Origin of the sequence: Microbacterium hominis NBRC 15708, assembly GCF_001592125.1 — a bacterium.
Taxonomy (GTDB): Bacteria; Actinomycetota; Actinomycetes; order Actinomycetales; family Microbacteriaceae; genus Microbacterium; species Microbacterium hominis.
Map to the genome: position 1 here is coordinate 23,493 of NZ_BCWI01000021.1, position 24,608 is coordinate 48,100.

Sequence of the window (24,608 nt, forward strand, 5' to 3'; positions counted from 1 at the left end):
GGTCACGACCCGACCACGGATGGGTGGACGGGCCGCTCCCACGAGGATCTGAGGAAGCGAATCATGACCACCGTCACCCCCTCCGCACAGGACACGCAGCCCGCCGCCTGGAACGGTTTCACCACCGGCCCCTGGCAGGACGCGATCGACGTGCGCGACTTCATCCAGCGCAATTACACGCCCTACCTCGGGGACGCCTCGTTTCTGACGGGAGCGACGGCGCGCACCACCCGGGTCTGGGACACGCTGTCGGCGATGTTCCCCGTCGAGCGTGAGAAGGGCATCTACGACGTCGACGCGCACACGCCCGCCGGCATCACGGCCCACGGTCCCGGCTACATCGCGAAGGACGACGAGGTCATCGTCGGCCTGCAGACCGACGCGCCGCTCAAGCGCGCCATCATGCCCAACGGCGGATGGCGCATGGTCGAGGGCGCGCTGAACACGTACGGGTACGAGGTCGACGAGACGCTGAAGGAGATCTTCACGACGTACCGCAAGACGCACAACGAGGCGGTCTTCGACGCGTACTCCCCCAACGTCCGCGCCGCCCGCAGCTCGCACGTGATCACCGGACTGCCCGACGCGTACGGCCGCGGACGCATCATCGGCGACTACCGCCGCGTCGCGCTCTACGGCGTGGACCAGCTCATCGCCGCGAAGCAGGTCGACAAGCTCGGGCTCGACACGACGCCGTTCAGCGAGGAGGTCGTCCGCATGCGCGAGGAGCACGCGGAGCAGATCCGCGCGCTCGGCGAGCTGAAGCAGATGGCCGCGTCGTACGGCTACGACATCTCCGGTCCGGCGACGACGGCGCGCGAGGCCGTGCAGTGGCTGTACTTCGGCTACCTCGCCGCCGTGAAGGAGCAGAACGGCGCCGCGATGTCGCTCGGGCGCACCTCGACGTTCCTCGACGTGTTCATCGAGCGCGATCTCGAAGCCGGGCTCATCACCGAGTCCGAGGCCCAGGAGATCATCGACGACTTCGTCATCAAGCTGCGCATCGTCCGCTTCCTGCGCACCCCCGAGTACGACAGCCTCTTCTCGGGCGACCCGACATGGGTCACCGAGACCATCGGCGGCATGGGCGAGGACGGGCGCCCGCTCGTCACGAAGAACTCCTTCCGCTTCCTCCAGACGCTCTACAACCTGGGCCCGGCCCCCGAGCCCAACATGACCGTGTTCTGGAGCCCCGAGCTGCCGCAGGGGTTCAAGGACTACTGCGCCCGCGTGTCGATCGACACCTCGGCCGTGCAGTACGAGTCCGACGAGATCATCCGCCCGGCGTGGGGGGATGACGCGGCCATCGCGTGCTGCGTGAGCCCCATGCGCGTCGGCAAGCAGATGCAGTTCTTCGGCGCCCGCGTGAACCTCGCCAAGACGCTCCTGTACGCGATCAACGGCGGACGCGACGAGGTGACCGGCAAGCAGGTCTCGCCGGTCGCGGCGCCCGTCGGCGACGGCCCCCTCGACTTCGACGACGTCATGGAACGCTTCGACAAGACGATGGACTGGCTGGCCGAGACGTACGTGGAGGCCCTCAACTGCATCCACTGGTCGCACGACAAGTACGCGTACGAGCGGATCGAGATGGCCCTGCACGACAAGGACGTGCTGCGCACGATGGCCTGCGGCATCGCCGGACTCTCGGTCGCGGCGGACTCGCTGGCGGCGATCAAGTACGCCACGGTGACCCCCGTCCGCGACGAGCGCGGCATCGTCGTCGACTACCTCACCGAGGGTGACTTCCCGAGTTACGGCAACGACGACGACCGGGCCGACCAGATCGCCGTCGGCCTCGTGGAGAGCTTCATGTCGAAGATCCGCCGTCACCCGATGTACCGGGGCGCCCTGCCCACGCAGTCGGTGCTCACGATCACCTCGAACGTCGTCTACGGCAAGGCGACGGGCAACACGCCCGACGGTCGCCGCGCCGGCGAGCCGTTCGCCCCGGGCGCCAACCCGATGAACGGTCGCGACACGCACGGCATGCTGGCGTCGGCACTGTCGGTCGCCAAGATCCCGTACGCGCAGGCGCAGGACGGCATCTCGCTGACCAACACGGTCGTGCCGAGCGGGCTGGGACGCACGACGGACGAGCAGGTGCGCAACCTGGCGGGCCTCCTCGACGCCTACGTCGGCTCGCACGGTTACCACATGAACGTCAACGTGCTGAACCGCGAGACGCTCGAGGACGCCATGGAGCACCCGGAGAACTACCCGCAGCTGACCATCCGGGTCTCCGGCTACGCCGTCAACTTCGTGCGCCTCACCCGTGAGCAGCAGTTGGACGTCCTGTCGCGGACCTTCCACGGCTCGATGTGACCCCCGAGAGAAGCTGAGGACCATGGCCAGGGCGATGCTCCGCCACCCGTGCAACACGGTACCGGCCTCCCTCCCCGATGACGCGGTGCGCCTGGAGGTCCCCCTCCAGGCGCCCGCCCATCGGCGCACGGGCGCCGGCGTCGACGGCCTCGAGGTCTCCGACGTCGACCGTCACGAACGCCTCACGGCGATGCGCGAGGGCCGCCTCGGCTCCGTGCACTCGTGGGAGCTGGTCACGGCGGTCGACGGACCGGGGACGAGACTGACCACGTTCCTCAGCGGATGCCCGCTGCAGTGCCTGTACTGCCACAACCCCGACACGCTCGCGATGAAGGACGGCCAGCCCGTCACGAGCGATGAGCTGCTGGCCCGCATCTCCCGGTACACCGCGGTCTTCCGCGCCACCGGCGGCGGCATCACCCTCTCCGGCGGAGAGGTGCTCATGCAGCCCGCCTTCGCCGCACGGATCCTCCGTGGCGCGAAGGAGCGCGGCATCCACACGGCGATCGACACCTCCGGCTACCTCGGCGCGGCGGCGTCGGACGCGATGCTGGACGACGTCGATCTCGTCCTGCTCGACGTGAAGAGCGGCGACCCGCAGGCCTACCGGGAGATCACCGGTCGCGATCTCGAACCGACCCTCGCCTTCGGTCGGCGCCTGGCCACCCGCCCCGAGGGCCCCGAGATCTGGATCCGGTACGTCCTCGTGCCGGGCCTGACGGACGACGTCGAGGGCATCGAAGCGGTCGCGGCCTACGCGGCATCCCTCAACGAGATCCGACCCGGCGCCGTGACGCGCGTCGAAGTGCTGCCGTTCCACCAGATGGGCCGCGACAAGTGGGACGCCCTCGGCCGCGAGTACCGTCTCGCCGACACCGAGCCGCCCTCCGTCGCCCTCGTGGAACGGGTGCGCGCGCAGTTCCGCGCGCACGGCCTGGTGACCTACTGACGTCGGCTCCTCTCGCGAACGCGGACCGCTGCTTCCCCTCCGCGGCCGCGCGGCCGGGTCATCGACGACCGGGCCCCGGACCGGACCGCTCTCCCCCATCCCCTGTGGGCGGTCCGGTCCTCTTCTCCGCCCGGGCGCACGGCCGGGGCTGCGACCTCACGCGGAGGCGATGATCCGGTCGGCGCTCCTGCGCGCCCACGCCTCCGCCTCCGTCAGGGCGTCGCGCGACAGCATCGACGGCGCCTCGTGCGCCTCCACGGTCCGTCGCACGGTGTCGAGGATGCCGGGAAACGAGAGCCGCCCCTCGTGGAACGCGTCGACGGCCTGCTCGTTGGCCGCGTTGAACACGGCCGGATACGTCGCACCGGCGCGGCCGACGCTCTTGGCGAGCGCGACGGCGGGGAACGCGTCCTCGTCGAGCGGTTCGAACGTCCACGAGCCGGCGCGCGTCCAGTCCAGCGGCACGCCGACGCCGCCGACCCGGTGCGGCCAGTCCAGGCCGAGCGAGATCGGCAGGCGCATGTCGGGCGGAGACGCCTGCGCGATCGTCGATCCGTCCACGAACTCGACCATCGAGTGGACGATCGACTGCGGATGCACGACGACGTCGATGGCGTCGTAGTCGATGCCGAACAGCAGGTGCGCCTCGATGACCTCCAGGCCCTTGTTGACCAGCGTCGCGGAGTTCGTCGTCACGACGCGGCCCATGTCCCAGGTGGGATGCGCCAGCGCCTGCGCCGGGGTGACGTCGGCGAGGTCGGCGCGGCTGCGACCGCGGAACGGACCGCCCGAGGCGGTCAGCACGAGCCGGCGCACCTCGTCCGCCGCGCCGGCGCGCAACGCCTGCGCGATCGCCGAGTGCTCCGAGTCGACCGGGACGATCTGCCCGGGAGCCGCCCGCGCGGTGACGAGCTCGCCGCCGACGATGAGGGACTCCTTGTTGGCGAGCGCGAGCGTGCGCCCGCACTCCAGCGCCGCGAGAGTGGGACCCAGCCCGACGGATCCGGTGATGCCGTTGAGCACGACATCGGCATCCACGTCGCGGACGAGCTGCTCGGCCTCGACCGCGCCGAGCGCGGTGTGCTCCACACCGAACTCCGCCGCCTGCGCGGCGAGCGCGTCGGCGCTGCTGCCGGCCGCGAGCCCGACGACCTCGAACCTGTCGCGCCGTCCGCGGATCACGTCCAGCGCCTGCGTGCCGATCGAGCCGGTGGAGCCGAGAATCAGGATGCGGCGCATCCCGTCAGCCTACCGGCGACCGATCGGGGCTACTGGTTCTGCGAGGTCTGCGCGCCGAGGATGTCGACGACGAACACGAGCGTCTCGCCCTTCAGGTCGGTCGTGTTGATCTCGCCCTCGCCGTACCCGTCGGCGGGGGTCATCACGACCAGCACCTGCGAGCCGACGGTCTGACCCTCGAGCGCCTTGCGGAAGCCCTCGACGACCCCCGTCGTGCTGAAGCTCGTGGGGACACCGCCCTTGTCCCAGGTGGAGTCGAAGGTCTCGCCGTTCGACCAGCGCACGCCGGTGTACTGCACCAGCACCTGGTCGCCGCTCTGCACGGTCGCGCCGTCGCCCTTCTTGAGCGTCGCGATCTGCGTCTCGGCCGGCGGGTTCCCGCCGGGCAGCGTGATCGTGGGGGCGCCGTTGTCGGCCAGCGCGACGGTGGGCATGCCCGCGACGGGCTCCTGGGAGGCCCCCCACGCGGCGCTCGGCACCACCGAGAGCAGATCGACGACGTAGACCTGTGCCGCGCCCTGCTCGCTGGCCGGGAAGGTCGCGACGACGCGCTCGCCCGGCGCGCCGCAGCCGAGCACCTGGCCGAGCGGGCTCGACGCGGAGATCTGGGCGGGCAGCAGCTGACCGGCCTGGTAGCCGATGTCGCCCATCTTCTCGCCGGTCTCGGCGTCGTAGGCGGTCATCGCGTAGGAGATGAAGTCGCCCGCGGCGACGGGGGTCCCGGTGCCCTTGTCGATGGTCTTCGCCTCGAGCTTGTCGATCTGCAGCGGGGCGGTGAAGGACAGGGTCGGAGACGTACCCGCGTCTCCACTGACGGTGACCGCGTCGACCGCGGTGCCGGCGGCGACCTGGGCCGAGCAGAGGTCGGCCGCAGCGTCGGCGCTGGGGCTCTGCGTGGCGGCGTCGCCGCCCGAACCGGAGCATCCCACGAGAAGGACGGCGGAGACGGCGGCGATGGACAGAGCGGCGAGCGGGCGCAGGCGCACGATGAGGACCTCACAGATGGGAGACGGGACCCGCCCATCCTCTCGCACTTTGTTCTGTGCGCGCTGGGAGATCGTCGGCGAGCCCTGGCGGGGCATGCGTGATCGGGCATGCGATCGGGAGTACCCTCATCTGGTGACATCCGCCGAGCCCGCCCCCGACGCCGCCGGCGAACAGGCGCCGACCGAGACGGGCCCCCACGACGTGACCGGCATCGGCCCGACCTACGTCATCGGCCGCTGGGTCGTGGCGCCGCTCGCCCGCCTCGTGTACCGGCCGCGCATCGAGGGCCGCAAGAACTTCCCCCGCAAGGGCGCGGTCATCATCGCGAGCAACCACCTGTCGTTCATCGACTCCTTCGTCATCCCGATGGCCGCCCCACGCCCGGTGCGGTTCCTCGCGAAGTCGAGCTACTTCGACGGCACCGGGATCAAGGGATGGTTCTCGCGGCAGTTCTTCTACGCCGTCGGCGCGTTCCCCGTCCAGCGCGGCGCGGGACAGGCCGCCCTGGACGCCCTGGATCAGCAGCGCCGCATGCTCGAGGAGGGCTGGTCGACCGCGCTGTACCCGGAGGGCACCCGCTCGCTGGACGGACGCCTCTACAAGGGCCGCACGGGCGTCGCCTTCCTCGCCCTGCAGACCGGAGCGCCCGTCATCCCCGTCGGCCTCGTCGGCACCAACGAGATCATGCCGGTCGGCGCGAAGTTCCCGCGTCTGCGGCCGCGGGTGACCGTGCGCTTCGGCGAGCCGCTCGATCTGTCGCACCACGGCTCGGCCGACTCGGGCCGCGCCCGACGGCAGGCCACCGACGAGATCATGGCGGCCATCCACGCCCTCTCCGGCCAGGAGCTGGCGGGTGCCTACAACGAGGCTCCCGCGTCGAATCCCGTCGAGCGGCTCAAGCAGGTCCTTCCCCACGAGCGTCGCTGACCCCCGCGCGAGCGTCGCTGACACCCGCGACGACGACCACGGCCTCGTGCCGCACGGGGAAGTTGACGGAGTTCGCGATGAAGCACCACTCGCGCGCCTGCGCGTGGGCCGCCTCGGCGGCGGCGACCATGGATGCCGCGGCCACCTCGACCCGGGGGTGCAGGGTCACCTCGGAGAACGACCCCCCGCCGCGGCCGTCCTCCGTCATCAGGCCGGTGGCGCTGTCTTCGTAGGACACGACGACGACGCCGGCCTGGACGCACGCGTGCAGGTACGACAGCAAATGGCATTCGGACAGCGCCGCCAGTAGCAGGTCCTCGGGGTTCCACTTCGCCGGGTCGCCGCGGAACGGCCGGTCGCTCGAGGCGTCGAGGGCGGGTTTGCCGTCGACCGAGATCGTGACCGAGCGGTCGTAGTCCCGGTATCCGCTCGTGCCGGTGCCCCGGTTGCCGGTCCACCTGCTGTGCAGCGCGTAGCGATGCTCACCGTTCATGCGGCCAGTCTGCCATCCGCGACCGCCGCGGCCGATGCGCGCAGGGAAGTAGGCTCTTCTGCGTGTCAGATCCTCACGCCTCCGCCCGATCGTCCGCGCGCAACGGAACCATCGCGGTCGGCGACGCCGTCGAGCTCGCCGTCGTCGAGCGCAGCGGCTTCGTCGAGTCGCGGCACGCGGGCGCGGCGATCGTGCTCGACGCGGAAGGCGTCGTCCGGCTGAGCCTCGGCGACGTCGAGGCGCCCATCCTGCCGCGCTCGAGCATGAAGCCGCTGCAGGCCCTGGGCTGCCTGACGGCGGGCGTGACGCTCGAGGGCGAGCAGCTCGCGCTTTCGACGGCGAGCCACAGCGGCACCGACCGGCACGCCGCGGTGGTCCGGGAGATCCTGGGACGGGCCGGCCTCGGCGAGGACAGCCTGCAATGCCCTCCGGCATGGCCCGGCGACACCGCGACGCGAGACGAGCTCGTGCGCGAGCTCGGCCAGCCCGAACGGGTGCGGATGAACTGCTCGGGCAAGCACGCGACGATGCTGCTGGCCTGCACCGCGAACGGGTGGGACCCGGGCAGCTACCTCGACCCGCAGCATCCGCTTCAGGTGCATATCCGTGAGGTGATCGAGCGCCTGACGGGCACGAAGGTGTCGACCATGGCCATCGACGGGTGCGGGGCGCCGGTGTACGCCATGAGCCTGACCGCCCTGGCGCGCGCGGCGCACCGGATCGGCACGGCGTCGGAGCGATCCCCGTTCGCGCTGCATCGCCAGGCCGGCGCGCTCGTGCGCGCAGTGCGGGAGAACCCGTGGGCGATCGACGGCCCGGGGCGGCCCGACACGATCGCGATCGAGCGCCTCGGAGTGTTCGCCAAGGGCGGCGCCGAGGGCGTCATGATCATGACGGCTCCCGACGGCACGACCGTCGCGCTCAAGACCCTCGACGGCAGCGGCCGGGTGGCGACGGCGGTGGCCCTCTCACTGCTCGCCCGCGTCGGCGCCCTGACCGCGGAGGACGCCGCCGCCACGATGGCGCAGCTCCCCCTCGAGATCACCGGCGGGGGCCGCGAGGTGGGACGCATCCGCCCGACCGTCTGATCGGCGCCCCGGCGGCAGGCGGACCCGCACGCACTCCCGTCCGGGAACGACCCGCCACGCGCGCCCGGCTGCGGACGCGGCGAACGGCGGCAGCTCTCGCCGACCCGTCACGGCGCGGAACTCGGGGAGGCACTCCGCGCCGATCAGCAGCTCGTGCGCCGACCTGACGCGCGCCAGCAGACGCCATTGCGCGAGCCACTCGTCGGCGGCGCCGTGGACGACCAGGGTCTCGCGCGGGGCACCCGGCGGCGCCGCCGCCGGGTCGATCAGGTCGGATGCGGCCGCCTCGGCGACGGTCAGCAGACGCGCTCCGCGGGCGGCGCAGGCCGCGGCGAGGCCGCGCGGGTCGGCGCCCGGACCCGCCACGACGGCGGTGACACCGCCGACGGCGCCCGCCGGTGACCACAGGGGCGGCGCGGGGCCCGGCGCGGGCATCTCCGGCGCCTCGGTGTGGGCGAACTGGACGAGGAGCCGGCCCCAGCGTCCGCGCCCCACCGGCTGATCGGGAAGGAAATGGGCGGAGTCGCCGCCGGCGGCGACGTGGTCGGCGCGCGTCGCGAGCGACAGCAGCGCGCGATGCGGGAGGAGCTCGATGATGCGCGCCGAGGGGCCCGAGATCCGGGCCGCGGAGACGACGACGAGCCGGCCCGCCCGGCGCGCGTCACGGACGATGCGCTCCAGACGGGCGACGAACTCGACGGCGTACTCCGCGGGGAACCGGCCGACGAGGGCGTCGAGGTCGTCGATCAACACGGCGCCGCCGGTCGCGGTGCGCAGCAGAGCGTCGACCGCGTCCCACGCGCCCTCCGCGTCCGCCGGAACCCACAGCGGAGCGACGCGAAGCTGGCGCGCGACCGTCCGGAGCACCCCCGTGCGCCCACTCGCGGCGGCCCCGACGACGGCGAGACCCGCGGCATCCTCGGGGAGGACCACCGCTTCCTGACGCTGCCGGTCCGGCTCGTCCGCGAGCCCCAGGACGATCCGTCCCGGGCGGGCGACCCGTTCGAGAGGCACGGATGCCGCGAGCGGCGGAAGCCAGGGCGCCCGCGCACGCTGCGCTCCCGCCCCGAGCCGGATCGCCTCCAGGGCGCGCGCGGTGCAGCGGGCGACGCGCAGGCGCCGCGGCTCATCGTCCGCCGCGCCGCGGATCAGCGCGATCCCCCGCCCCTCCGGGCGCCCCGACAGCCGCACCGCGTCGTCGGTGCCGAGGACGAGGCGGGAGTCGGCCGCGTCGGTGGTGCGCAGAGCGATCCGCAGCGGCGCGTTGGCCAGGACGGCGTCGCGGAAGGCGCCGGTCGCCCGCTGCGACGCGAGCACGAGATGCATCCCGAGCGCCCGCCCGCGCGCCGCCACATCGGCGAAGAGCTCGTGCAGCTCGGGATGGGCGTTGATGAGGGCCGCGTACTCGTCGACGACGATGACGAGGCGCGGGAGGGCACCGACCGCCTCGTCGATGTCCTTCGCCGCGTGCGCGGCGAGCGTCCGCTCCCGATGCCGTATCTCGGCACGAAGGCTCTCCACCGCCCGCACCGCGGCCTGCTCGTCGAGATCCGTGAGCACGCCCGTCACGTGCGGGAGGGCCGCGAGCGCGTCGAATGCGCGCCCTCCCTTGAAGTCCACGAGGAGCAGGGCCACCTCGGTCGCATCACGGCCCCGGCACATGCCGGCTGCCCACGTGCACAGCAGCTCGCTCTTGCCGCTGCCGGTCGTGCCGATCACGACGGCGTGCGGACCGTCGGTCACCAGATCGAGGGAGACGACCTCGCCCGCGCTCACTCCCAGCGGACAGCGCAAGCTGCCCGGACGGGGCTCGTCGACGGCGAGGTCGTCGACGAGCGTCGCCTCGTCCGTGCGGTGTCCGAGGCCGTGCGCCCGCGCCGCGAGCGCCGACGCGATCTCGGCGGCCTGGGCGGCCGAGACGGCCTCGACCTGCACCGAGCGGGTGCTCCCGTCGTGATCCAGCCGCCCCCGGTCTCCCCCGGCGAGCGTGAGCACCGCCGCGCACCGCGGCGGCACGGGATCGTCTTCACCGATGACGACGATGGGGATGTCGGCGCCGGCGGGAACGCGCGCGGCGGCATCCGTCACCACGACGGCCGCCCCCGCCGTCGCGTGGGCGTGGGGCAGCTCGCCGGCGACCGCGAGGACCGTGCTCAGCGCCACGGGGTCGGCGACCCGCACTCGACCGGGAGGGTGGACCAGGCACACCTGCAGCAGCAGCGCCCGGGCCACGGATGCCGCGAGCACGGCCGGCCCGCGCACGGCGATGCCCGCGTCCAGCGGGATCGTCACGGGCACGTCCTCGATCTCGCGGGCGCGACGGCGCAGCGCACGCGCCGCCTCGTCGGCGGCGTCGCCCTCGATGCGCAGACCGCTGACACCGGCTCCGCGCCCGACCACGAGGCAGCTCTCGCGGCCGGGGACCGCCCGCCAGATCTCGGCGTCGTCGCCGCACAGCGCCGCGACGTCGGGAGTGCGGCCCCACGCGCGCGCATGTTCCTCGGCATGGCGCGTCTCGACCTCGCGGCCCAGGCGGGTCAGCTCGCCGCGTGCGGCGCGACGGGCCGCGTGTCGCGCGCGGCGCGCGGCGCGCAGCCCGTCACCGAAGGAGGCGACGGCCAGCAGCGGTCCGAGCGCCGCGAACCACAGGGCGTACGTCGATCCCGTCACCCGCCACAGCACGAGTGCGCCGACGACCGGGACGATCGCCGCCAGCACGGGCACCGGTGCGCGCACCGGCGGAGGCGGCACCGACGGCAGGCGGAGGAGATCGTGCTCACGGGCGGCGACATCGCTCATGCCGGCAGTCAACCGGCCCGTGGACAGCGCCGACCGCGGATGCGGACGATCGGTGGAGGGAAGGCGTCAGTCGGCTGCCGGGGAGGAACCGGTGCGGTGGACGTCGAGGACGATGATCGAGATGTTGTCGCGGCCGCCGTTCTCCAGCGCCGCCTCGAGCATGTCGTCGGCCGCCGCACTCGGGTCGTCGTGCTGCAGGAGGAAATGCAGGATGCCGTAGTCCGTGAGTTCCTTGGTGAGCCCGTCGCTGCAGATGACGAAGCGGTCGCCGTCGATGACCTCGAGGCGGACGTAGTCGGGCGCGACGCCGTCGGAGGGGCCCACGGCGCGGGTGATCACATTGCCGTAGGGGTGGTTCTCCGCCTCTTCCGGGCTCAGCCGTCCCGCGGCGATGAGCTCCTGCACGACGGAGTGGTCCGTCGTCACCTGGGCGAGGCCGCCGTCACGGAAGAGGTAGACCCGGGAGTCGCCGATGTTGAGGGTGACCCAGGTCGGCTCGGGCGTCGAGATGTCGAGGTACACGCCGGTGACGGTCGTGCCCGTCCCGTCGTCGGTCGCATCGGGGTGCGAGGCGATGTCGGCGACGGCCCGTGCGAGCGCCTTCTCGATGCTCTTGGGGGTCACCTCGCCCTTGGCGGCGATCGACTCCAGGCGCGCGACCGCGCTGCTGCTGGCGATCTCCCCACCGATGTGCCCGCCCATGCCGTCGGCGACGACGAAGAGCGGATACTCGGCGAGGACCGCATCCTGATTGACCTCGCGCCGCCGACCGCGGTGGGTCAGTTCCGACCACTGCAGTTCGAGCACACCGTCCGCGAGAGGGATGGTGCGCGAATGGGTCGCGGCTTCGGGCACGGTCCCACTCTAGTGGACGCCTCAGCCCCGCACCCCGCCGACAGGCGCACCGCTCGGCGGAAGGTCGGCGATCCCCTCGTCGTCGACGGGCGCCTCGAACTGCGCGTCATAGAGCCGGCGGTACGCACCGCGCGCGGCGAGCAGCTGCTCGTGGGTGCCCTGCTCGACGATCGAGCCCTCCTCCATCACGAGGATCAGGTCCGCGTCGCGGATGGTCGAGAGCCGATGCGCGATCACGAACGCGGTCCGGTCGGTGCGAAGGCGCGACATCGCCCGCTGGATGAGCAGCTCGGTGCGGGTGTCGACCGAGCTGGTCGCCTCGTCGAGGATGAGGATGCGGGGATCGGCGAGGAAGGCGCGGGCGATCGTGATGAGCTGGCGCTCACCGACCGACAGATTCGTCGCCTCGTCGTCCAGCACCGTGTCGTAGCCCTCCGGCAGGGCGTGCACGAACCGGTCGACGTAGGCGGCCGTGGCCGCCGCGACGATCTCCTCCTCCGACGCCTCCGGACGCCCGTACGCGATGTTCTCGCGGATGGTGCCCGAGAACAGCCACGTGTCCTGGAGCACCATGCCGGTGCGCGCCCGCAGGTCGTCGCGGGTCATCCGCCGGGTGTCGACCCCGTCGAGCGCGATCGCCCCGGCATCCACATCGTAGAAACGCATGATGAGGTTCACGAGCGTGGTCTTGCCCGCACCCGTGGGCCCGACGATCGCGACGGTGCTGCCCGGCTGCGCCTCGAGGGTCAGCCCGTCGATGAGCGGCTTGTCGGCCACGTAGCGGAAGCTCACGTCGTCGAACTCGAGGTGAGCGGCGTCGGCGGGCGCGGTCGCCGCCGGATCGGGATCGGGCTCCTGCTCGGGCTCGTCCAGCAGCTCGAACACGCGCTCGGCGCTGGCGACGCCGGACTGCAGCAGGTTCGCCATCGACCCCAGCTGGCTGAGCGGCTGGGTGAACTGGCGCGAGTACTGGATGAAGGCCTGCACATCGCCGATCGAGAGCAGTCCCGCGGCCACCTGGAGACCGCCGACGACGGCGATGCCGACGTAGACGAGGTTGCCGATGAACATCATCGCGGGCATGATCACGCCGGAGAGGAACTGCGCGCCGAAGCTCGCGCGGTACACCTCCTCGTTCTCCACCGCGAAGTCCTGCTCCACCGCCCGCTGGTGCCCGAAGACCTTCACGACGGCATGGCCCGAGAAGGTCTCCTCGACGCGTGCGTTCAGGATGCCGGTGGCCTTCCACTGGGCCACGAAGAGCTTCTGCGAACGGCGGGCCACGAGCACGGTGACCAGGACGGTCAGCGGGATCGTGACGAGCGCGATGACGGCGAGCAGCGGCGAGATCACGAACATCATCACCAGCACGCCCACCACGGTGAGCAGCGACATGATGACCTGCGACAGCGTCTGCTGCATCGTCTGGCCGATGTTGTCGACGTCGTTCGTCACGCGGCTGAGGAGCTCTCCGCGCTGCACGCCGTCGAAGTACGACAGGGGCAGGCGGTGGATCTTCTCCTCCACGCGGACACGCAGCCGGTGCATCGCACGCTGGACGATGCCGTTGAGCAGGCGGGCCTGGAGCCAGTTGAAGACCGCCGCGAACACGTAGATCGCGAGGACGGCGAGCAGGATGGTGCCGAGCCGGCCCATGTCGATGCCGGCGCCGGGCGTGAAGTCCATCGCGGAGAGCATGTCGGCCTGCTGCTGATTGCCGCTGGCGACGAGCTGGTCGATGACCTGCTGCTTGGTCGCCCCGGCCGGCACCTGCATCGAGATGAATCCGGCGAACACGACGTTCGTGCCCTCGCCGAGGATCTTCGGTCCGAGCACCGACAGCCCCACCGACAGCACACCCAGGATCAGGACGACCACGAGCTTCGCGTTGTCCACGCGCAGGGTGGCGAGCAGGCGACGCGCGCTCGGGCCGAAGTTCTGCGCCTTCTGCACCGGCGCGCCCCCGGCCATCGGGCCGCCGCGCGGGCCGCGGGGCCCCGGGCCGCTCACGATGCCTCCTGCGCGGCGAGCTGCGACTCGACGATCTCGCGGTAGGTCTCGCTGGTCTCCAGGAGCTCCTCGTGCGCGCCGATGCCGACCATGCGACCGTGGTCGAGGACGATGATCTGGTCGGCGCTCTGGATCGTCGAGACGCGCTGGGCGACGACGATGCGCGTGGCGCCGGGCAGATGCATGTCCAGTGCCCGGCGCAGCGCCGCGTCGGTCTGCAGGTCGAGCGCCGAGAACGAGTCGTCGAAGATGTAGATCTCCGGCTGCTTGGCGAGCGCGCGGGCGATCGCGAGGCGTTGACGTTGGCCGCCGGAGACGTTCGTGCCGCCCTGCGCGATCTGGGCCTCGAGCCCTCCCGGGAGCGCCGTCACGAAGTCCTTCGCCTGGGCGAGCTCCAGCGCCCGCCACAGCTGGTCGTCGGTGGCGTCCTCGTCGCCGTAGCGGAGGTTGGAGGCGACGGTGCCCGCGAACAGGAACGCCCGCTGCGGCACCAGCCCCACCCGCTCCCAGAGATCGTCCGGATCCATCGTGCGCACGTCCACCCCGTCGACCGTGAGACTGCCCCCGGTCACGTCGAAGAGGCGCGCGATGAGCCCGACGAGCGTGGACTTGCCCGACCCGGTCGAGCCGATGATCGCGGTGGTGGTGCCCGGTTCGGCCTGGAAGCTGATGCCCTGCAGCACCGGCGCCTCGGCACCGGGGTAGGTGAACTCCACGTCGTCGAACACGACCCGACCGCCGCCGTGCGCGGCCGGCACCGGCGTCTGCGGGGCGCGGACCGAGGGCTCGGTGTCCAGCACGGCGCCGATGCGGTCGGCGCACACCGCCGCGCGCGGGATCATCACGAACATGAAGGTCGCCATCATGACGCCCATGAGGATCTGCATCATGTAGCTCAGGAACGCGAAGAGCGTGCCGATCTGCACGCCGTTGTCCTGCACCTCCGCGGCGCCGAACCAGATGATGGCGACGGAGGAGAGGTTCATCACGAGCATGACCGCGGGGAACATCAGCGCCATCAGGTTGCCGGCGCGAAGCGCCGTCTCCATGACGTCGTCGCTCGCGCGGGTGAACCGGGCGCGCTCCTCGTCCTCGCGCACGAAGGCGCGGACCACGCGGATGCCGGTGAGCTGCTCGCGCATGATCTGGTTGATCCGGTCGATGCGGGCCTGCATCTTGGTGAAGGCCGGCACCATCCGCACCACGATGAGCGACACGATCACCAGGAGCACGGGGACCGACACCGCGACGAGCCAGGACAGCCCGGCATCCTGTCGCACCGCCATGACGATGCCGCCGATCGCCAGCATGGGAGCGGCCACCATGACCGTCGCCGACATCTGCACGAGCATCTGCACCTGCTGCACGTCGTTGGTGTTGCGGGTGATCAGCGACGGCGCGCCGAACTGGCCCACCTCCCGCTGCGAGAAGGCCACCACGCGATGGAACAGGTCCGCGCGCAGCGCCCGGCCGAGTCCCATCGCGAGCCGCGACCCGAAGTACACGGCGATGAGCGAGCACACGATCTGCACCAGGCTCACGCCGAGCATGACGCCGCCGGTCTGCCAGATGTAGCCGATGTCGCCGGTGATGACACCTTTGTCGATGATGTCGGCGTTGAGCGTGGGCAGCAGCAGCGAGGCGACCGACTGGCCGAGCTGGAAGACGACGACCAGCACGAGCAGCGGCCATGACGGTGCGATGTAGCGCACCAGGATCCTGCCGAGCACGGCACCACCTTCCCGCGCCCCACGAGATGAGCGTGAGATGAGCGCGAGACGACGCTACGCCCGCGCGCCGTCCACGCTCAACCGCCCGGGTGCGCTGTGAGCGAACCCGGGCGGTCGAGGTGAGAAGGTGCGATCAGGAGCGCGGCGGCTCCGGAGCCGCGGGGGGCTCCGTCGTCGGAGGCTCGGGCGCCGCGGGCGGCTGCGTGGCCGCGGGCGGCTGGTACGTGGGCGGCGCCGGCGGCTGGTATCCCGCGGGCGGTGCCGGCGGCTGGTAGGCCGGCGGCTGGTACCCGGCCGGAGCGGCGCCGGTGGCCTGGACGGGAACGCCCTGCCACACGGTGCGGTCGGCGAGGAAGCCGTTCGCGGCCCACGGTGCCGGTGCGACGCTCGGGTTCCAGCGCGACTTGTCGAACGCGAGGATGCCGAGCCAGACGATGCCGAGGAGCACGTAGAGGATGACCCAGGGGGTCTCCTTCTGGAGCTTGAGGCCGACGCGCCACGCGGCCAGCGCCCCGACGACGATGGGGAGCAGGGCGATGATCCATCCGAGGACGGGGATCTGGCTCAGCAGGCCCGACGCCAGGATGGCCCCGAGCATCACCCACGGGCTGACGTCGCCGAGCTTGGCGAACACCATGAAGTTGTAGATCGGGACCCAGGCGCGCCACTTGCCCTGGACACCGGCCTTGTCGAAGATCTTCATCAAGAAGAAAGCGCTGATCACGTAGCCGATCACCGCGAAGATGAAGATGAAGAATGCGAGCGCGATCAGGGCAGCCGCAGCCGCAGCCGCGCTGCCTCCCGAGTAGTCATCCATGAAAACCTCCCCCGGCGAGTCTCGCCGTCGAGCACGACCACCCTGGCCCGCTCGGCTCACATCGTATTGGTAGTGCCCCGACGAGCGCGACGTCTGTTGCGGTGGGTCTTCCCGGGGCGGTCGCGCCGATCGATAGCCTGTCCCCATCCCGCCCACCGCCATCCGGAGGAAGACGCCATGACCGATCCGTTCGCACCCACACCGCCGCCCCTGCCCGAGCGACCCGCAGAGGAGGCCGCCCGCGAGATGCCCCGCGCCGAGGGGATCGCCGGCGTCGACGACACGGGGGTGCCCCGGCTCGTGGGCGATCTCGACGACATCGGCCGCGGCTTCCTCTCCGCCCTGTTCGACCTGTCGTTCACGCGGTTCATCACCCGCCGTCTCGCGAGCGTCTTCTACCTCGTGGGGCTGGTCGCCATCGGCATCGCCTTCATCGCGAGCTTCCTCGGCGGGATCATCTCGGGAATCGGCTCGCTGTGGTGGAACCCGGGCGGCGGCATCGCCCTGATCCTCTCGACGCTCATCGTGGTCCCCGTGCTCGCGTTCCTCGCGGTCGTCGTGCTGCGGTTCGTCATCGAGGCCGGCGTCGCGCTGGTCGCGATCGCCGAGAACACCGAGCGCACGGCCGCGAACACCTCACGCGACTGACGCCACGAGGGAGGTCAGACGACGAGCTCGATCTCGCCCGCCGCACCCTCGCGCAGGACGACGTCGTTCGCCGTCGCCCAGCGCAGTAGCGCGTCGATCGTGGAGATACGCGGCCGGGTCCGGGCGAGGGCGCGTACGAGGGCGCCCTTGCCGGCCTTGTTGAAGTGGTTGAGGGCCCGAGCGGTCCCGTCGTCGCCGACGGTCACGACCCGCAGGTAGGCGCAGCGGAGTCCGGACGGGACCGGGCCCAGAGCCGCGTAGGCCTCCGAGCGCAGGTCGAGGACGAACGCGGGAGCCTCGGCCGCCAGCGCGGACGACACGGCGCCGGCCCAGTGGCGACGCAGCGGCGGGATGCCGGGGAGCGCGGTGCCCGCGGCGAGACGGTAGGCGGGGATCGCGTCGAGCGCGGCGACCGGGCCGAACGGCGCGGAGTGGATGAGGACGTGCGCGCCGAGCCAGCGGCGCGCCGCGGGCTCCAGCGTCGCGGCATCCAGGGCGTCGAAGAGGACGCCCGTGTAGCGATCGATCGCCGGCATCGTCGGCGCGCGGCGCAGTGCGGCATTGTCGGCGATGTCGCCGCGCTGGCGCGCGGAGAGTCTGAGCACGGCGGCCGCCGCCTCCTCGTCCGCGCTGAGGGCGATCAGCGCATCGATCACGGCCTCGCGGGCGTCAGTCAACGCGGGCAGGGCCAGCGACCCGACATCCAACGGCCGGGACGCCCGTCCGCCGGGACGCTTCGTCTCCGACGGCGGCAGCAGGATCAGCATCACGCCTCCCAACAGTGAGAAACCACTCCCCTTCCGACGAACCACCGGAGCGGTGGTTTGTCGAGAGGGAAGTGGTTTCTCGAGGTTTTCAGCGAGACGCGAGTGCGGCGTGGCCGGCCACGATGGTGAGCTCGTCGCCCTCCATCGACAGGAATCCATCCTGCGCGCTGGCGACGACCTTCGTCCCGTCGGGCTGCGTGATGCGCACCTGACCTTCGGCGAGGATCGCGAGCACGGGCTCGTGACCGGTCATGAAGCCGATCTCGCCCTCGACGGTCTTGGCGACGACGAGATTCGCCTCGCCGTGCCAGACCTCCTCCTCCGCGGAGACGAGGGTGACGGTCAGCGCCATGTCAGCTGTTCTCCTTCTGGATCTTCGCCCACTTCTCCTCGACGTCGGAGATGCCACCGACGTTGAAGAAGGCCTGCTCGGCCACGTGGTCGAAGTCGCCCTTGACGATGGCGTCGAACGACTCGATGGTCTCCTTGATCGGGACCGTGGAGCCCTCGACACCGGTGAACTTCTTCGCCATGTAGGTGTTCTGCGAGAGGAACTGCTGGATGCGGCGGGCACGCGAGACGACGATCTTGTCCTCTTCGGACAGCTCGTCGACACCGAGGATCGCGATGATCTCCTGCAGCTCCTTGTTCTTCTGCAGGATCTGCTTCACGGCCGTCGCCACCCGGTAGTGGTCCTCGCCGATGTAGCGCGGGTCCAGGATGCGGCTGGTCGAGGTCAGCGGGTCGATGGCCGGGTAGAGGCCCTTCGACGCGATCTCGCGGGAGAGCTCGGTCGTCGCGTCGAGGTGCGCGAAGGTCGTGGCCGGCGCCGGGTCGGTGTAGTCGTCGGCCGGCACGTAGATCGCCTGCAGCGAGGTGATCGAGTGACCGCGCGTGGAGGTGATGCGCTCCTGCAGCACACCCATCTCGTCGGCGAGGTTCGGCTGGTAGCCCACGGCCGACGGCATGCGACCGAGAAGGGTCGACACCTCGGAGCCCGCCTGCGTGAAGCGGAAGATGTTGTCGATGAACAGCAGCACGTCCTGCTTCTGCACGTCGCGGAAGTACTCCGCCATCGTCAGCGCCGACAGCGCGACGCGAAGACGCGTCCCCGGCGGCTCGTCCATCTGGCCGAAGACGAGCGCGGTCTTGTCGAAGACGCCCGCCTCCTCCATCTCGCCGATGAGGTCGTTGCCCTCACGGGTACGCTCACCGACACCGGCGAACACCGACACACCGCCGTGGTCCTGCGCGACGCGCTGGATCATCTCCTGGATGAGGACGGTCTTGCCGACACCGGCGCCGCCGAACAGGCCGATCTTGCCACCCTGCACGTAGGGCGTCAGCAGGTCGATGGACTTGATGCCGGTCTCGAACATCTCGGTCTTCGACTCGAGCTGGTCGAAGTTCGGCGCCTGGCGGTGGATGCCCCAGCGCTCGGTGATCTCGACGGTCTCGCCGGGCTCGAGGTTCAGGATGTCGCCGGTGACGTTGAACACCTTGCCCTTGGTGACGTCGCCGACCGGGACCGTGATGGGGCCGCCGGTGTCGCGCACCTCCTGGCCGCGGACCATGCCGTCGGTGGGCTTGAGCGAGATGGCGCGCACCAGGTCGTCGCCGAGGTGCTGCGCGACCTCGAGGGTGATCTCCGTCGCGTCGTCGCCGATCGTGATGGTCGTCTTCAGCGCGTTGTAGATGTCGGGGATCGCATCGTGCGGGAACTCGATGTCGACGACCGGGCCGGTGACGCGTGCGACGCGCCCGACGACCGTCGTCTCGGCCTGTTCGGCGGTGGCGGTGGCAGTCATTGTCTGTCTCTTTCGGTGTGGGCGTTATTTGCCGGATGCCAGGGCGTCGGCACCGCCGACGATCTCGGCGATCTGCTGAGTGATCTCGGCCTGACGCGCGTTGTTGCGCAGGCGGGTGTAGTCGGTGATGAGCTTGTCGGCGTTGTCGCTGGCGCTCTTCATCGCCTTCTGGGTCGCGGCGTGCTTCGCGGCCGACGACTGCAGGAGCGCGTTGAACACGCGGCTCTGCACGTACACCGGCAGCAGCGCGTCGAGGACGACCTCGGGGCTGGGCTCGAACTCGTACAGCGGGTAGACCTGGGTGCCCGCGCCGGCGGACTCGACGACCTCGTCCGCCTCGACGACCTCGAGGGGCAGCAGACGAACGGTCTGCGGCTCCTGGGTCATCATGCTGACGAAGCGGTTGAAGACGAGATGGATCTCGTCCACGCCGCCCTCCTCCTCGCCGCCGCGGTCGTAGGCGTCCAGCACGGCGCCCGCGATCTGCTCGGCGGTGTTGAAGTGCGGGGTGTCGGTGTCGCCGACCCACTCGCCGGCCGACGCCATACGGCGGAACTGGAAGTAGCCCACCGCCTTGCGTCCGACGAGGAAGTACTCGACCTCCTTGCCCTGGGAGCGCAGCAGCTCACCGAGCTGCAGGCCCTCGCGCAGGATCTGCGAGTTGAAGGCACCGGCGAGCCCTCGGTCGGAGGCGAAGATGACGACCGCCGACCGGCGGATCGTCTCCCGCTCCGTCGTGAGGGGATGCTGGACGTTCGAGTGCGTCGCCACGGCGGAGACGGCCCGTGTCACGGCGCGCGCGAAGGGCGAGGAGGCGCGCACGCGCGCCATCGCCTTCTGAATGCGCGAAGCCGCGATGAGCTCCATCGCCTTCGTGATCTTCTTGGTCGTCTGAGCAGAAGAGATCTTCTGCTTGTAGACCCTGAGTTGTGCTCCCATGGATTCTCTGTCTCAGATCGCGCCGGGCGTCAGCCGCGGCGGCCCTTGACGATCTGCTCCTGGTTCACGTCCTCCTCGTGCGCGGCGGCGACCTCTTCGTGACCGGGCTTGTTGATGGCCTGGCCCTTGCCGCCCTGGAACTCGAGGATGAAGGCGTCGGTGACCTTCTCGAGCTCGGCGACCGTCGCGTCGTCGAGCACGTTGGTGTCGCGGAGCGTGTCGAGGATCGTCGTGTTGCGCTTGAGGTAGTCGAGCAGGTCGCGCTCGAAACGGAGCACGTCCTCGACCGCGATCGTGTCGAGCTTGCCGTTGGTGCCGGCCCAGATCGACACGACCTGCTCCTCGACGGGGTACGGGTCGTACTGCGGCTGCTTGAGCAGCTCGGTCAGACGCGCACCGCGCTCGAGCTGACGGCGCGATGCCGCGTCGAGGTCGGAGGCGAACATGGCGAACGCCTCGAGCGAGCGGTACTGGGCCAGCTCGAGCTTGAGCGTTCCCGAGACCTTCTTGATCGACTTGACCTGGGCGTCGCCGCCGACGCGCGAGACCGAGATGCCCACGTCGACCGCGGGACGCTGGTTGGCGTTGAACAGGTCGGACTGCAGGAAGATCTGGCCGTCGGTGATCGAGATCACGTTGGTCGGGATGTAGGCCGAGACGTCGTTGGCCTTCGTCTCGATGATCGGAAGACCCGTCATCGAGCCGGCGCCGAGCTCGTCGCTCAGCTTCGCGCAACGCTCCAGCAGACGCGAGTGCAGGTAGAACACGTCGCCGGGGTACGCCTCACGGCCCGGCGGGCGGCGCAGGAGGAGCGAGACGGCGCGGTAGGCCTCGGCCTGCTTCGACAGGTCGTCGAAGATGATCAGGACGTGCTTGCCGCCGTACATCCAGTGCTGGCCGATGGCCGAGCCCGTGTAGGGCGCGAGGTACTTGAAGCCGGCGGGGTCGGATGCCGGGGCCGCGACGATCGTCGTGTACTCCATGGCACCGGCGTCCTCGAGCGCACCCTTGACGGAGGCGATCGTGGAGCCCTTCTGACCGATGGCGACGTAGATGCAGCGGACCTGCTTGTTGACGTCGCCCGACTCCCAGTTGGCCTTCTGGTTGATGATCGTGTCGATCGCGATGGCCGTCTTGCCGGTCTGACGGTCGCCGATGATGAGCTGACGCTGACCGCGGCCGACGGGGATCATCGCGTCGATGGCCTTGATGCCGGTCTGCATGGGCTCGTGCACGCTCTTGCGCTGCATGACGCCGGGCGCCTGCAGCTCGAGGGCGCGGCGCCCCTCGGTGGCGATCTCGCCGAGGCCGTCGATCGGGTTGCCGAGCGGGTCGACGACGCGGCCGAGGTAGCCGTCGCCGACGGCGACCGACAGGACCTCACCGGTACGGGTGACCTTCTGGCCGGCCTCGATGCCGGAGAACTCGCCGAGCACGACGACGCCGATCTCGTTCTCGTCGAGGTTCAGCGCGAGGCCCTCCACGCCGTTGTCGAAACGCACGAGCTCGTTCGCCATGACGCCGGGAAGACCCTCGACGTGCGCGATGCCGTCGGCGGCGTCGACGACCGTGCCCACCTCGGTGGCGGCGGCGCCGGCCGGCTCGTAGGCGGCGACGAAGTCTTTCAGCGCGTCACGGATGACGTCGGGGCTGATGGTCAGATCTGCCATGGTGTTCCTTCTGTTCTAGCCAGCGAGGCGCTGGCGCAAGTCGTTGATTCGGGAGGAGACGGTCCCGTCGATGACGTCGTCACCGATCTCCACGCGCATTCCGCCCAGCACCTCCGGGTCGACGACGACGTTCACGGTGACGTCGGCGTCGTAGCGGGCGCTCAGCGCGGCCGCGAGGCGATCCTGCTGCGCGGCGTCGAGCGCGCCGGCCACCCGCACGGTGGCGACCTTCTTGCCGCGCTGGTCGGCGACGAGCTGGAGCGCGCGGTTCAGAAGGAAGCGCACACGGCGCTCCCGGGGCTGCTGCACCAGCTGCGAGGCGATGAGGGCCGTGGCCTCTCCCGCCCGACCGCCGAGCAGCTTCTCGATCAGCGCGCCCTTGGCCGACGCGTCGCCCCGCCTGCTGCCGAGCGCCAGCTCGAGCTCGGGGTTGGCCGCGACGAGGCGTGCGACCTGGAACAGCTCGCCCTCGACGTCCGTGCCGGGAGCCCCGATCGCGGCGGCGCGGATCGCGAGCTCCTCGATGCCGGAGATGAGGTCGTGCGTCGACGACCAGCGCTGCGAGACCGCGGAGGTCAGCAGGCGGACGGCGACGGGACCGTACCCGGCGAACACGGCGCGGGCGACCTGGGCGCGCGCCTCGGCAGGCGCGCCCCATGCGGAGAGCGCGCCGCTCAGCTGCGCCGAGTCGGCGATCTCGCGCGCGGCCGCGAACAGCTCGCGAGCGACCGTGAGGTCGCCCACGCCGGCTGCCGTCAGCTCCGCCGTGGTCGTCGCCAGTGCCTGAGTGGTCGCGCTGCCCATTACTTCGCCTTCTCGAGGTCGGCGAGGAAGCGGTCCACGACGCCCTTCGCCTTGGCGTCGTCCGAGAGCGACTCGCCGATGACGCCGCCGGCCAGGTCGAGCGCCAGGGTGCCGACCTCGCTGCGCAGCGACACGAGCGCCGTCTGGCGCTCCGCCTCGATCTGCGTGTGCGCGGCGGCGGTCAGGCGCGAGGCCTCGGCGGATGCCGTGTCCTTCGCCTCGGCGACGATCTTCTTGCCGTCCTCACGGGCGGCGTCGCGGATCTCACCGGCCTCCTTGCGAGCCTCGGCGAGCTGCGCCGTGTACTCCTCGAGCGCGGCTTCGGCCTTGCGCTGCGCCTCGTCGGCCTTCGCGATGTTGCCTTCGATGGCGGCGGCACGGTTGTCGAGCAGCACCTTCATCTTGGGAAGGGCGACCTTCCACACCACGACGAGGATGACGATGAAGCAGACACCCGACCAGATGATGTCGTACCAGGCGGGGATGAGCGGGTTGTGGCCCGCTTCCTCCGCGGCGTACGCGACAAGATTGCGCATCCTGTCTCCTTAACTGGTGCGGGCGATCAGACGAAGATGAAGCCGGCAGCGATGCCGATGAAGGCGAGCGCCTCGGTGAAGGCGATACCGATCCACATGAGGACCTGCAGGCGGCCGGCCAGCTCGGGCTGACGGGCGACGCCCTCGATCGTCTTGCCGACGACGATGCCCACGCCGATGGCGGGGCCGATGGCCGCGAGGCCGTAGCCCATCGTCGCGACGTTGCCGGAAAGCTCGGCGAGAACCGTAGTTGCGTCCACGGGGTTTTTCCTTTCGGGGTTGGGTGGGAGAGGCGGGAGCCTCGCCCGCTCAGTGCTCTTCTGCCACCGCGAGCTGGATGTAGACCGCGGTGAGGATGGTGAAGACGTAGGCCTGGAGGAAGGCCACCAGGATCTCGAACAGGGTGAAGGCCAGACCGAAGGCGAGCGAGCCCGCCGCCAGAGCCGACCACCAGCCGCCGAGGGTGATGAGGAAGAACTGCGTCGCCGAGAAGAACAGGACGAGCATGAGGTGACCGACGATCATGTTCATCAGCAGTCGCAGGGTGAGCGTCACCGGGCGGATGATGAACGTCGACAGGAACTCCAGCGGCGTGACGATGATGTAGAGGAACGGCGGGACGCCCGAGGGGAACAGCGCGTTCTTGAAGAAGTTCTTCGGGCTCTTCTTCATACCCGCGTAGATGAACGTCACGTAGCTGATCACCGCGAGCATCAGCGGGACGGCGATGATGCTCGTCCCGGCGAGGTTCATGAACGGGATGATGCCTGTGATGTTGAAGAACAGGATCATGAAGAACATCGTGGTGAGGATCGGCAGGAAGCGCTGCCCGTCCTTCTTGCCCAGGAGGTCTTCGGCGATGTTCACGCGGACGAAGTCCAGGCCCATCTCGGCGATGCTCTGGAAACGGCCCGGCACGATCCGCATGCGACGGGTTCCGGCCCACAGGAACAGCACGAGAGCGATCGTCGCGACGAACTGGATGAGGTGGATCCGCGTGACGGGGACGCCCAGGACGCTGAAGAGGACGTCCGGGAAGAACTCATCGATGGACGGGCCGTGGAAGCCGCCGTCTTCGGCGGTCTTGGCGATCAGTGTCGCAGCTTGGGTAAACAGCGCTGGCTCCAGCTTCGGGGCACCGGATGCAACCGGTGCGACGATGGTCGGTGTGAGCGTCACTGCGCACGCGTTTCGCGGAGCGCGAACGGGCGCAGAGA

Annotated in this window: 22 protein-coding genes; 5 read left to right on the forward strand and 17 right to left on the reverse strand. The window is 70.5% G+C overall.

Going from position 1 to position 24,608, the window contains the following annotated elements; translation table 11 throughout:
* The first annotated feature begins 63 nt into the window (after positions 1-63).
* Both pflB and pflA read left to right on the forward strand, forming a co-directional pair.
* On the forward strand, positions 64-2,325 hold the full coding sequence (pflB, locus tag MHO01S_RS14030; protein ID WP_060960498.1) for a formate C-acetyltransferase: 2,262 nt from the start codon (positions 64-66) through the stop codon (positions 2,323-2,325).
* A gap of 22 nt (positions 2,326-2,347) precedes the next feature.
* Positions 2,348-3,274, forward strand: coding sequence for a pyruvate formate-lyase-activating protein (gene pflA, locus MHO01S_RS14035; protein WP_060960499.1), 927 nt, complete (start codon positions 2,348-2,350; stop codon positions 3,272-3,274).
* Between the two features lie 156 nt (positions 3,275-3,430).
* Here the strand turns inward: pflA and dxr are convergent, their stop codons facing one another.
* A complete protein-coding gene (gene dxr / locus MHO01S_RS14040; protein ID WP_060960500.1) occupies positions 3,431-4,513 on the reverse strand; it encodes a 1-deoxy-D-xylulose-5-phosphate reductoisomerase in 1,083 nt (360 codons plus the stop codon).
* A gap of 29 nt (positions 4,514-4,542) precedes the next feature.
* Positions 4,543-5,499, reverse strand: a complete 957-nt coding sequence (locus tag MHO01S_RS14045) for an FKBP-type peptidyl-prolyl cis-trans isomerase (RefSeq protein ID WP_061782506.1) — start codon at positions 5,497-5,499, stop codon at positions 4,543-4,545.
* 94 nt (positions 5,500-5,593) lie between these two features.
* Here MHO01S_RS14045 and MHO01S_RS14050 point away from each other — a divergent pair, with 94 nt between their 5' ends.
* Positions 5,594-6,427 carry a lysophospholipid acyltransferase family protein gene (locus MHO01S_RS14050; RefSeq protein ID WP_060960507.1) on the forward strand — a complete coding sequence of 278 codons (834 nt, stop codon included), beginning with the start codon at positions 5,594-5,596 and terminating at the stop codon, positions 6,425-6,427.
* Here the strand turns inward: MHO01S_RS14050 and MHO01S_RS14055 are convergent.
* Positions 6,396-6,920 (reverse strand): OsmC family protein, encoded by a 525-nt coding sequence (locus tag MHO01S_RS14055; protein ID WP_060960501.1) that lies wholly within the window; start codon positions 6,918-6,920, stop codon positions 6,396-6,398. The genes MHO01S_RS14050 and MHO01S_RS14055 overlap by 32 nt on opposite strands.
* A 62-nt stretch (positions 6,921-6,982) precedes the next feature.
* Between MHO01S_RS14055 and MHO01S_RS14060 the strand changes: the two genes are divergently transcribed.
* Positions 6,983-8,008, forward strand: a complete 1,026-nt coding sequence (locus tag MHO01S_RS14060) for an asparaginase (protein ID WP_061782492.1) — start codon at positions 6,983-6,985, stop codon at positions 8,006-8,008.
* On the opposite strand, the gene MHO01S_RS14065 is transcribed toward MHO01S_RS14060, so the two are convergent.
* From MHO01S_RS14065 to MHO01S_RS14085, 5 genes are all read right to left on the reverse strand, one after another.
* Positions 7,889-10,807: an FtsK/SpoIIIE domain-containing protein gene (locus tag MHO01S_RS14065; RefSeq protein WP_157553795.1), complete on the reverse strand. Its 2,919-nt coding sequence runs from the start codon at positions 10,805-10,807 to the stop codon at positions 7,889-7,891. The two genes, MHO01S_RS14060 and MHO01S_RS14065, sit on opposite strands and share 120 nt — an antisense overlap.
* Positions 10,808-10,873: 66 nt before the next feature.
* Positions 10,874-11,662: a PP2C family protein-serine/threonine phosphatase gene (locus MHO01S_RS14070; protein WP_060958882.1), complete on the reverse strand. Its 789-nt coding sequence runs from the start codon at positions 11,660-11,662 to the stop codon at positions 10,874-10,876.
* A gap of 21 nt (positions 11,663-11,683) precedes the next feature.
* Positions 11,684-13,633 carry an ABC transporter ATP-binding protein gene (locus MHO01S_RS14075; RefSeq protein ID WP_060958903.1) on the reverse strand — a complete coding sequence of 650 codons (1,950 nt, stop codon included), beginning with the start codon at positions 13,631-13,633 and terminating at the stop codon, positions 11,684-11,686.
* Positions 13,634-13,668: 35 nt separating this feature from the next.
* On the reverse strand, positions 13,669-15,402 hold the full coding sequence (locus tag MHO01S_RS14080; RefSeq protein ID WP_061782493.1) for an ABC transporter ATP-binding protein: 1,734 nt from the start codon (positions 15,400-15,402) through the stop codon (positions 13,669-13,671).
* 133 nt (positions 15,403-15,535) lie between these two features.
* Positions 15,536-16,219, reverse strand: a complete 684-nt coding sequence (locus tag MHO01S_RS14085) for a DUF5684 domain-containing protein (protein ID WP_060958884.1) — start codon at positions 16,217-16,219, stop codon at positions 15,536-15,538.
* Between the two features lie 177 nt (positions 16,220-16,396).
* Between MHO01S_RS14085 and MHO01S_RS14090 the strand changes: the two genes are divergently transcribed.
* Positions 16,397-16,867 carry a DUF4282 domain-containing protein gene (locus MHO01S_RS14090; RefSeq protein ID WP_060958885.1) on the forward strand — a complete coding sequence of 157 codons (471 nt, stop codon included), beginning with the start codon at positions 16,397-16,399 and terminating at the stop codon, positions 16,865-16,867.
* 14 nt (positions 16,868-16,881) lie between these two features.
* Here the strand turns inward: MHO01S_RS14090 and MHO01S_RS14095 are convergent, their stop codons facing one another.
* From MHO01S_RS14095 to atpB, 9 genes are all read right to left on the reverse strand, one after another.
* Positions 16,882-17,634: a YaaA family protein gene (locus MHO01S_RS14095; RefSeq protein WP_061782494.1), complete on the reverse strand. Its 753-nt coding sequence runs from the start codon at positions 17,632-17,634 to the stop codon at positions 16,882-16,884.
* A gap of 88 nt (positions 17,635-17,722) precedes the next feature.
* A complete protein-coding gene (locus MHO01S_RS14100; protein WP_060958887.1) occupies positions 17,723-17,986 on the reverse strand; it encodes a F0F1 ATP synthase subunit epsilon in 264 nt (87 codons plus the stop codon).
* 1 nt (position 17,987) lies between these two features.
* Positions 17,988-19,442 carry a F0F1 ATP synthase subunit beta gene (gene atpD / locus MHO01S_RS14105; protein ID WP_060958888.1) on the reverse strand — a complete coding sequence of 485 codons (1,455 nt, stop codon included), beginning with the start codon at positions 19,440-19,442 and terminating at the stop codon, positions 17,988-17,990.
* A gap of 24 nt (positions 19,443-19,466) precedes the next feature.
* Entirely contained in the window at positions 19,467-20,381 is a 915-nt protein-coding gene (locus MHO01S_RS14110; protein WP_060958889.1) for a F0F1 ATP synthase subunit gamma, read from the reverse strand.
* A gap of 29 nt (positions 20,382-20,410) precedes the next feature.
* Positions 20,411-22,051: a F0F1 ATP synthase subunit alpha gene (gene atpA / locus MHO01S_RS14115; RefSeq protein WP_061782495.1), complete on the reverse strand. Its 1,641-nt coding sequence runs from the start codon at positions 22,049-22,051 to the stop codon at positions 20,411-20,413.
* Between the two features lie 15 nt (positions 22,052-22,066).
* Positions 22,067-22,855 carry a F0F1 ATP synthase subunit delta gene (locus MHO01S_RS14120; protein WP_061782496.1) on the reverse strand — a complete coding sequence of 263 codons (789 nt, stop codon included), beginning with the start codon at positions 22,853-22,855 and terminating at the stop codon, positions 22,067-22,069.
* Positions 22,855-23,391: a F0F1 ATP synthase subunit B gene (locus MHO01S_RS14125; RefSeq protein ID WP_060958892.1), complete on the reverse strand. Its 537-nt coding sequence runs from the start codon at positions 23,389-23,391 to the stop codon at positions 22,855-22,857. Before MHO01S_RS14125 ends, MHO01S_RS14120 begins: the two co-directional genes overlap by 1 nt.
* Before the next feature lie 26 nt (positions 23,392-23,417).
* A complete protein-coding gene (gene atpE, locus MHO01S_RS14130) occupies positions 23,418-23,651 on the reverse strand; it encodes an ATP synthase F0 subunit C (RefSeq protein WP_060958893.1) in 234 nt (77 codons plus the stop codon).
* 49 nt (positions 23,652-23,700) lie between these two features.
* Entirely contained in the window at positions 23,701-24,570 is an 870-nt protein-coding gene (gene atpB / locus MHO01S_RS14135) for a F0F1 ATP synthase subunit A (RefSeq protein WP_082734090.1), read from the reverse strand.
* Positions 24,571-24,608 lie beyond the last annotated feature (38 nt).